We start from the raw sequence: 8,372 nt of genomic DNA, 5'->3' as shown, positions 1-8,372 counted from the left end.
TCAAAAGCCATCACGTAGCGCGGTGAGTTTATCCAATCCGTATTAACGATATTCAAGTGTTAGCCTATTGACTGGCAAGCCAAGTTGACGCAACTCATCCTCCAACCGCTCAGCATCCCCGACCACAATAATTTGATAGTCGTTAGGATCGAACCAACGCGCGGCTTGGGCATTAAGTTGTTGGCGTGTCAGTGAATGAAGCAAGACTTTTTGGGCTTCACGATAGTTATCGTCTAAATCAAACGCTTCAATGTGTGCAATCAGCCCGCTTTTTCCCATGGCGTTTCGTAACTGAGTGCATCCTGCTGACCGCTCGATTGACGTAAATAGGCGAGCTCTTGCTCGGTAAATCCATTTTCGTGAGCATGAGCCATTTCTTTCCAAAGCTCTTTTATCGCCTCAGCACTGGCATCAGCACGTACATCGGCACTCACTTCAATGGTTCCGGTTTGACGACCACCATACACACCACTATGGGCGCCGTAGGTATAGCCTTTGTCTTGGCGTAAGTTTTGATTGATACGGGCATTAAAATTTCCGCCGAGGTTAAAGTTAGCCAAGCGGGTTTTAAACATCGATCCGGTTGCATCGTAGGGCATGCCGTGGCGTACCATACGAATACTGGTTTGTGGCGCTTGTGGTTTATCCACCAACCAAATTTGTGCGTTTTCATCGTCTCGTGGAACGGGACGAGCAACTTGAGCATGGCCCTCGGGGATTGGCTGCCAGGGAGTGATCCGATTAGCGAGATTGATCGCATGTTCACGGGACAGATCGCCAACGACGACGAGCTGACTGCCTTTCAACACATAATGTTGTCGGTAAAAACGTTGGACGTCGGCAAGGGTCATAGTAGCAATGTCTTCTGCCACACCGCCCCTAGGCGCTCGGAAAGTCTCATCTTGATAGAGCAATTGGCTAATAGCCTGATCCGCCAGCCAGCCGGCATCATCGGCCCGTGACGCCATGCTCTCTAAGGTTTGTTTTTTGATCCGTTCGAAGTCTTGCTCGGCAAACGTCGGTGCACTGATCACCTTGTTCACTAGTTGAAGCGTCTCTATCAGGTGTTTTTTTAGTGATGTGACGGTCAATGTGGTGTGATAGCTATCTGGATTTACACTGATCTGACTCCCAAGCTTGTCTAACGCTTGTGTCAATTCAGCGGCCGACATTCCTGCGCCTCCTTCGGTGATCATACTGGCGGTAAGATTGGCCACACCACGTTTATCATTCGGCTCCATCAATACGCCTGCGGGCAAGCGAAGTTGCAAGGTCACGGTCGGCGTTTCACGGCTAACGGTCCCCGCAAGATGTATACCATTGTCGAGATCGGCGCGGTAGATATTAGGGACAGTCACAGTCACGCTGCCATTGGGAGGCGGGATCTGACTGCGGTCAAAACGTTCTGGCGTTTTGCGTAACCCTAGTGTGTCCTCATTATTTGGGTTGCTGATGTGGCGATAATCAGGGCGCTGATAGACAAAGTTGGCAGGATGCGCGACTAAGTCTTGGCGTCCTTCAGGGACCACACTGAGGTTAACCGCAGGTTGTTCGCTCACCCACGCCTGGTAACTATCCATGACTTTGCTGGGGGTTACCGCATCCAAACGGGCCAAGCGTTGTGTCAGAAGGCTTGCATCGCCATGTAAGGTATAGTCACTGGCCAGTTGTTCGACCTTGCCATCCACACTTTGCAGCGCAAAGATGTTATCCGCCTCGACCATGGCTTTGATTTGGCTGATGTCGTCTTCGCTAATCCCTTGCGCCGCAAAGGTCGCCATACTCTGGCGCAGTAGCGCACGCACATCGGCTAGCGACTGACCTTGACTACCAACACCATAGATTTCAAAGGTACATGCGAGCTCACCACATTGATGCGAGGCGCCTGCACTCAGCAGTTTTCCCGTTTGCACCAAGGATTGATACAACACACTGTCACGACCCTGCCAAGCACATTGGCCAGTACACTCAAGCGTGTACTGGTATCTGTCTCAGGAGTACTGGTGGGGAAACTCATGACCAAAACCGGCTGCGACACTTTATCTTCTAATGTGACAAATCGATCGGCTTCTAGTGTGACAGGCTGAGGGTCTGCCGCGGGGATAGTTGGCCCTTCAGGGATATCCCCAAAGTACTTTTTCACCCACGCCAACGTTTGTTGTACGTCCAAGTCTCCACCAATCGTCAACGTGGCATTGTTCGGCCCATACCAGCGTGAGAAAAACTGTTTTAAATCGCCGACATCAACGCGATCCAAATCGTCAACGTAACCAATGACAGGCCATGAATAAGGATGACCTTCAGGATATAACGCTTGATTAATGGTTTCGTTCACCCGTCCGTAGGGCACATTATCAATTCGGAACGCGCGTTCGTTTTTGACCGTGTCACGCTGTACTTCAAATTTACGTTGAGACACGGCATCCAACAGAAAGCCCATACGATCGGATTCTAACCAGAGCACGCGTTCTAATTCATTGGCCGGCACTGTTTGATAGTACTGGGTTGTGTCGCGATTGGTCGACCCATTGTTATAGCCGCCAACTTCTTTAATTCGCTTACCATGATCGTCAACATGTTCTGAGCCCTCAAACATCATATGTTCAAAAAAGTGAGCAAATCCCGACTTCCCAGGTTCCTCACGGGCTGAGCCAACATGATAGCGCATATCGACACTGACTAGAGGATCAGAGTGATCTTGGTGCAGCAACACAGTGAGCCCATTGTCGAGCGTAAACTGCTGATAAGGTACTTGGGCACTGCCCGGTGGTGGCGAGACCGTTTTTATCCAGGTCACTCCCTCTGGCGTCGCAGGGGACGATGTTCCTAATCGCTGACACCCTATCAGGGTTGATAAAACGAGAACAGCGACAAACAGTAAACGTTGCATATGATGATTCCTAACCAGTGACCCAATTAAACGACCAAACAATAATCACGTAACGCGATGCTTTTGCAATGAAAATAACCAACCAACACCATGATTGACGCAAACGGAGCCAACCGGCTACCACACACAAAGGATCGCCAATAATGGGGACCCAACTCAATAATAAAGCTGCGTAACCATAACGTTGCAACCCCAAGTGTGCGCGGCGGTGCCAGCGTTGACTTGGTTGATAATCCGGTAACCAACGGCCGATGGCATAGTTGGTCATGCCTCCTAAGGTATTTCCGACAGTCGCGACGGCCACAATCACGCCACCAGTCAACGAGTGCTGGGTTAACAAATAAACCAGATTCGCCTCTGAGCCGCCCGGCAATTAGGTGGCACTCAAAAAGCTGGTGACAAACAGTGTCGTCAACGCAGACCCGTCGTCCATTACGACGACGGCATCTCCAAGACTCGCTTACCGCGGGTATGACCATCCTCTAGCGCTTTATGAGCTTGTACGCCCTGTTCCAGTGGGTAAACGGCGGCAATATCAATGTGAATTTCACCTTGGTCGAGCATGTCAAGCAAGCGTTGTGTCTGCCAGGTATTGGCTCAACCAACATACCCGTGGCTTTTAATCCCCGCTCGGCCGCCGCAGAGGTCATCATGTCACGCGTATTAGTGGGAACCGTGACCACACGTCCACCGGTTTTAAGACTAGCCAGCGCGTCAATGCCCGTATCGCCACCGACCAAATCAATCAGTACATCAAACTCGCCATGCATCGTCGCCCAATCGGTCTGGTGATAATCTATTGGCTTGGCATCCAGTTGATGCAAAAACTCATGGTTCCCTGGCGATGCGGTCGCATAAACCTGAGCCCCCATTCTCACCGCCAATTGCACTGCAAGGTGGCCCACGCCTCCAGCGCCCGCTAGGATCAGGACTTTTTCGTCACGGGCAAGCTTGGCGTGCTCTAACGCTTGCCACGCAGTGAGACCAGCAAGTGGCACCGCGGCCGCATCCACCATGGGGACACTCGGTGGCACGGTTGACAGTAGCCCGGCATCAGCCACCACATACTGACTGTAACCGCCCCCTTCGGTCGGGAAGCCGATCATCCCCGCCACGCGATCACCCACATCAAACTTACTTTCGTTGGTACCGTTCGCCACGACCACACCGGCTACATCATAACCGGGCACCCAAGGCAGCTTATCTCGGTTCTGTTCCGCTGCCCAGCCGAGTCCGGCACGGGTTTTCGCATCGATCGGGTTCACACCCGCGGCTTTTACCTGAATTAACACCTGCTCTTCAGTCGGTGAGGGAATAGCGCGGTTTACTGTGGTGAGAACCTCTGGCGCACCGAATTCGGTCATCGCAAGAGACAAGTTATTCGACATATTGACTCCTTTCGCATGCCATTATGCTTTTATGGCGCAGGTAATAAATTTCATGGCGCAGAGAATAAAAAGCACAGGGTCATCGCAAAGCGTAAACCTCTAGTCTTAACAAAAACAGCGACAGACTCAATGCCTGCCGCTGTTTTATTTTCACCATTTGAGTGTTTTGTTCTTGCTACGGTTTTTTCTCTACATTCACAACGCGAACACTATCCGACTAAAGCCAGCAAGATACCCGCAGCGACAGCAGAGCCAAGCACGCCAGCCACATTCGGCCCCATCGCATGCATTAGCAAGAAGTTATGTGGATTGGCATCCAGCCCAACCTTGTTAACCACGCGTGCAGCCATTGGCACGGCGGAGACCCCAGCCGCACCAATCAGTGTTGATGGGATCTCGACTAAACCGGTTAAGCAGCTTCGCCATCAAGACGCCCGTCCCTGTGCCGATGCTGAAAGCGACCGCCCCAAGCACCAGGATCCCCAAGGTCTCAAACTGAAGAAACTTATCCGCTTCTAATTTTGATCCCACAGCAAGCCCCAGGAAGATGGTCACAATGTTGATCAACTCATTCTGCGCGGTGCTCGATAACCGATCGACGACCCCACACTCACGCATCAGATTACCCAGGCAAAACATGCCAACCAAAGGCGTTGCGGACGGCAAGAATAAGATAGTCATCATCAATACCGCCAAAGGAAACAGCACTTTCTCGGTTTTCGAGACATGACGCAGCTGTTTCATTTCAATTTGGCGTTCTTGTGGCGACGTGAACAACTTCATGATCGGCGGCTGAATAATCGGCACCAAAGCCATATAGCTATAGGCCGCGACAGCGATCGCGCCGAGCAAGTCCGGGGATAACCGGCTGGCAAGAAAGATGGCGGTCGGCCCATCCGCACCACCAATAATCGCAATCGATGCGGCATCTTGAAGGCTAAATTCCATCCCTGGGATTAGGTTAAGCAGAATCGCACCGAACAAGGTCGCAAAAATGCCAAATTGCGCGGCCGCGCCTAAAAGCAAGGTGCGCGGGTTAGCAATCAGGGCACCAAAGTCGGTCATCGCTCCAACCCCCATGAAGATTAATAACGGGAAAACCCCTGTATCAATGCCAACATGGTAGACGTAGTACAACAAACCGCCCGGCTCGTTAAAGCCCGCATTGGGAATATTCGCCAAAATTGCCCCAAAACCTATCGGCAAGAGAAGCAGAGGCTCAAACCCACGTCGAATCGCAAGAAATAGCAGCAGACAGCCAACGACCATCATCACAAGCTGTGGCCACTGGAAATTCGCCAGCCCTGTTTCTGACCACAGGATCATTAATCCTTCCATGCTGTCCTCTTATCTTAAATGTAAAAGCGGCATGCCAACGGTCACGGCGTCGCCTTCTTTCACTTGTACAGCTTGGACCGTGCCGGCATGAGCCGCCCTGACTTCGGTTTCCATCTTCATCGCTTCTAGGATGATCAGGACATCACCTTCTTGTACATGTTCGCCGGTGGTCACCATGACTTTGAAAATATTGCCCGCTAACGGGGCAGAAACAGGCTCCGCGTGGTCGATACAGGCTGTGACGCGGATGCACTCGATGCCGCGGCAGCGCTCGGGGTATCGTTAGCCGCTTGAATCGCGCCTAAGGCACCGTCTGGGCCTACATCCACTTGATACACTTGGCCATTAACGCGCACGCTATAAGTCTCAACCTCACTTGTTTGGCTGGTAGCAGAGCTCATTACGGGGGCGGGGTCACCAGTCGGGGCAGGCTCGAACGCATCAGGATTGCCACGATTTTGCAGAAATTTCCAGCCAACCTGCGGGAACAATGCGTAGGTGAGGACATCGTCAATCGTATCTTCCGCTAGACTCACACCTTCTTCCGCCGCTTTATCGGTCAATGCTTGCGTCAACGTCTCCATTTCGGCGGCTAACTTATCCGCCGGACGGCAGGTAATCGCATCTTCACCGTCAAGCACACGCGCTTGTAGTTTGGCATTGACGGGGGCAGGCGCTTTGCCGTATTCACCTTTTAGCAGGGCCGCGGTTTCTTTGGTAATACTCTTATAACGCTCGCCTGTCAGTACGTTAATGACCGACTGCGATCCGACAATTTGCGACGTCGGCGTGACTAACGGGATATAACCTAAATCTTCGCGTACTCGCGGGATCTCATCCAAGACCTGATCCATTTTATCGGCTGCGCCCTGCTCTTTAAGCTGACTTTCCATGTTGGTTAGCATGCCTCCGGGCACCTGAGCAATCAGAATACGAGAATCGACCCTTTTAGCTGGCCTTCAAACTGGGCATATTTCTTACGTACTGTTCGAAAATAGGCGGCAATCGACTCGAGTTTATTCAGATCAAGGTGCGTTTCTCGCTCTGTGCCTTCGAGCATCGCGACAACGGTTTCTGTCGGTGTATGCCCGTAAGTTTGGCTCATTGAGGAAATCGCGGTATCTAACACATCCAACCCCGCCTCAACGGCTTTTATCGCGGTGGCGGTCGATAGCCCTGTGGTGGCATGACAATGCAGCGAGAGGGGAATATCACAGGTCGACTTAATTCGGCTAACCAGTTCATAAGCTTCATACGGCTTTAGTAAGCCAGACATGTCTTTGATGCACAGTGAGTGACAGCCCAGATCTTCTAACTGCTTGGCCAAGTCGGTCCAGGTATCCATGGTATGCACAGGACTGGTGGTGTAAGAAATCGTCCCCTGGGCATGCGCGCCAACGTCCACAGCGGCACCGACAGCTGCCTGGAAGTTACGCACATCGTTCATGGCATCAAAGATACGAAACACATCCATCCCATTGGCATGCGCGCGTTCAACGAACTTATATACGACATCATCCGCATAGTGGCGATAACCCAACAGATTCTGCCCACGCAACAGCATTTGCATTGGGGTATTAGGCATCGCTTTTTTTAGCTCTCGTAACCGTACCCAGGGATCTTCTCCTAAATAGCGAATACAGGCATCAAAGGTCGCCCCACCCCAGGTTTCTAATGACCAAAACCCAATCTGATCGAGCTCGGCGGCAATCGGCAACATATCGTCCAAACGCAGACGTGTGGCAAACAACGACTGATGGGCATCACGCAATACCACATCGGTAATAGCTAACGGCGTAGACATAACAAACTCCTTTTTATATGTGCCTTACCACTCAACGATGGCGTTGGCGGTACTGCTGAACAGCGACAGTGATCGCGGCAACGACATCGGGTGATACGTTTTCCGGTGCTGGTTTGGCGTTAGGCTGAGCAGGCGTCTTGGCAGCAGATGGCGGGATCGGGTCACCAAAACGTTCCAGTTGGCGGACCAAAAAAATCAATGTAGAAAGAAACACAAACACCACAGCCATACCAGTCAGCATCAGCGTCAGTGCTTGTTCTAAAAGCGGGCCTAAATCCATGGTTGTCTTCCTTGTTACTCACTCTTGCTTTCAATGAATCGCAGATAGCCGCCGTTATTATCCATTTATCTTGGTGGCCATTTTATCATCGGCGTTCAAAATACTAACAATTCGAATAAATGACAATCTCATGTTGTGTTTTTGTTACCTGAAGACACGGGTCATAACGCGCTCAGAGCACGCGATCAACCACCACTCGAAAAGGCGTATTTCTCTTGTCTAAGTACGTTAATAGCGGGATTAAACGTCCTCGTACATAGAGGATTTTGGCGATTAGACTAACGATAGAGTCGCACTATGCCATTTTTGGAAAAAGCGTTTTTCCATCATCACAGCACTCACTGTCAAACAGCGATAGCGAGACCAGACAAACTAATATGCCGGTTTAAGTATCAACGATGAGATAGAAAGATAAAAACATAAAAAGATAGAAACTGGAGAAGAAAGAAGAGGTAATGCAAAATGGCGCGTCCGGGAGGATTCGAACCTCCGACCGCCTGGTTCGTAGCCAGGTACTCTATCCAGCTGAGCTACGGACGCGCTGACGGATTYGMWCTAKAYTACGAAAACTGGCSGATACGCTCGGGAGGGAAGATTCCGAACCTCCCAGGCAACCGCCTGGAGGTTTCGATGAGCCAGATCATCCAGCTGAGCTACGAGCGCGTATCGTCA

General features: G+C 51.3%; 4 protein-coding genes, 1 tRNA gene and 4 pseudogenes. All 9 read right to left on the bottom strand.

The window, feature by feature from the left end:
- Positions 1-42 precede the first annotated feature (42 nt).
- Positions 43-279: a hypothetical protein gene (locus DZ54_RS27220; protein WP_338057074.1), complete on the bottom strand. Its 237-nt coding sequence runs from the start codon at positions 277-279 to the stop codon at positions 43-45.
- On the bottom strand, positions 261-1,931 hold the full coding sequence (locus DZ54_RS27215; RefSeq protein ID WP_338057073.1) for an insulinase family protein: 1,671 nt from the start codon (positions 1,929-1,931) through the stop codon (positions 261-263). The genes DZ54_RS27220 and DZ54_RS27215 overlap by 19 nt, the downstream gene beginning before the upstream one ends.
- Entirely contained in the window at positions 1,892-2,890 is a 999-nt protein-coding gene (locus DZ54_RS27210) for a M16 family metallopeptidase (RefSeq protein ID WP_338057072.1), read from the bottom strand. The genes DZ54_RS27215 and DZ54_RS27210 overlap by 40 nt, the downstream gene beginning before the upstream one ends.
- Before the next feature lie 10 nt (positions 2,891-2,900).
- Positions 2,901-3,323, bottom strand: a pseudogene (locus tag DZ54_RS22305) (YqaA family protein).
- Positions 3,323-4,278, bottom strand: a pseudogene (locus tag DZ54_RS22300) (NADP-dependent oxidoreductase). The pseudogenes DZ54_RS22305 and DZ54_RS22300 overlap by 1 nt, the downstream one beginning before the upstream one ends.
- A gap of 209 nt (positions 4,279-4,487) precedes the next feature.
- Positions 4,488-5,616, bottom strand: a pseudogene (locus DZ54_RS22295) (sodium ion-translocating decarboxylase subunit beta).
- 9 nt (positions 5,617-5,625) lie between these two features.
- Positions 5,626-7,420, bottom strand: a pseudogene (gene oadA / locus DZ54_RS22290) (sodium-extruding oxaloacetate decarboxylase subunit alpha).
- A gap of 31 nt (positions 7,421-7,451) precedes the next feature.
- Positions 7,452-7,700, bottom strand: a complete 249-nt coding sequence (locus DZ54_RS0115100; protein WP_025674971.1) for an oxaloacetate decarboxylase subunit gamma — start codon at positions 7,698-7,700, stop codon at positions 7,452-7,454.
- Positions 7,701-8,163: 463 nt separating this feature from the next.
- Positions 8,164-8,240: transfer RNA gene (locus tag DZ54_RS0115095), tRNA-Arg, on the bottom strand.
- Positions 8,241-8,372: the final 132 nt, after the last annotated feature.

This window comes from Salinivibrio socompensis S35 (assembly GCF_000513715.1).
Lineage (GTDB): Bacteria > Pseudomonadota > Gammaproteobacteria > Enterobacterales > Vibrionaceae > Salinivibrio > Salinivibrio socompensis.
The sequence above is the reverse complement of the archived record's forward strand: the minus strand, read 5'-3'. Positions and strand labels throughout refer to the sequence as shown.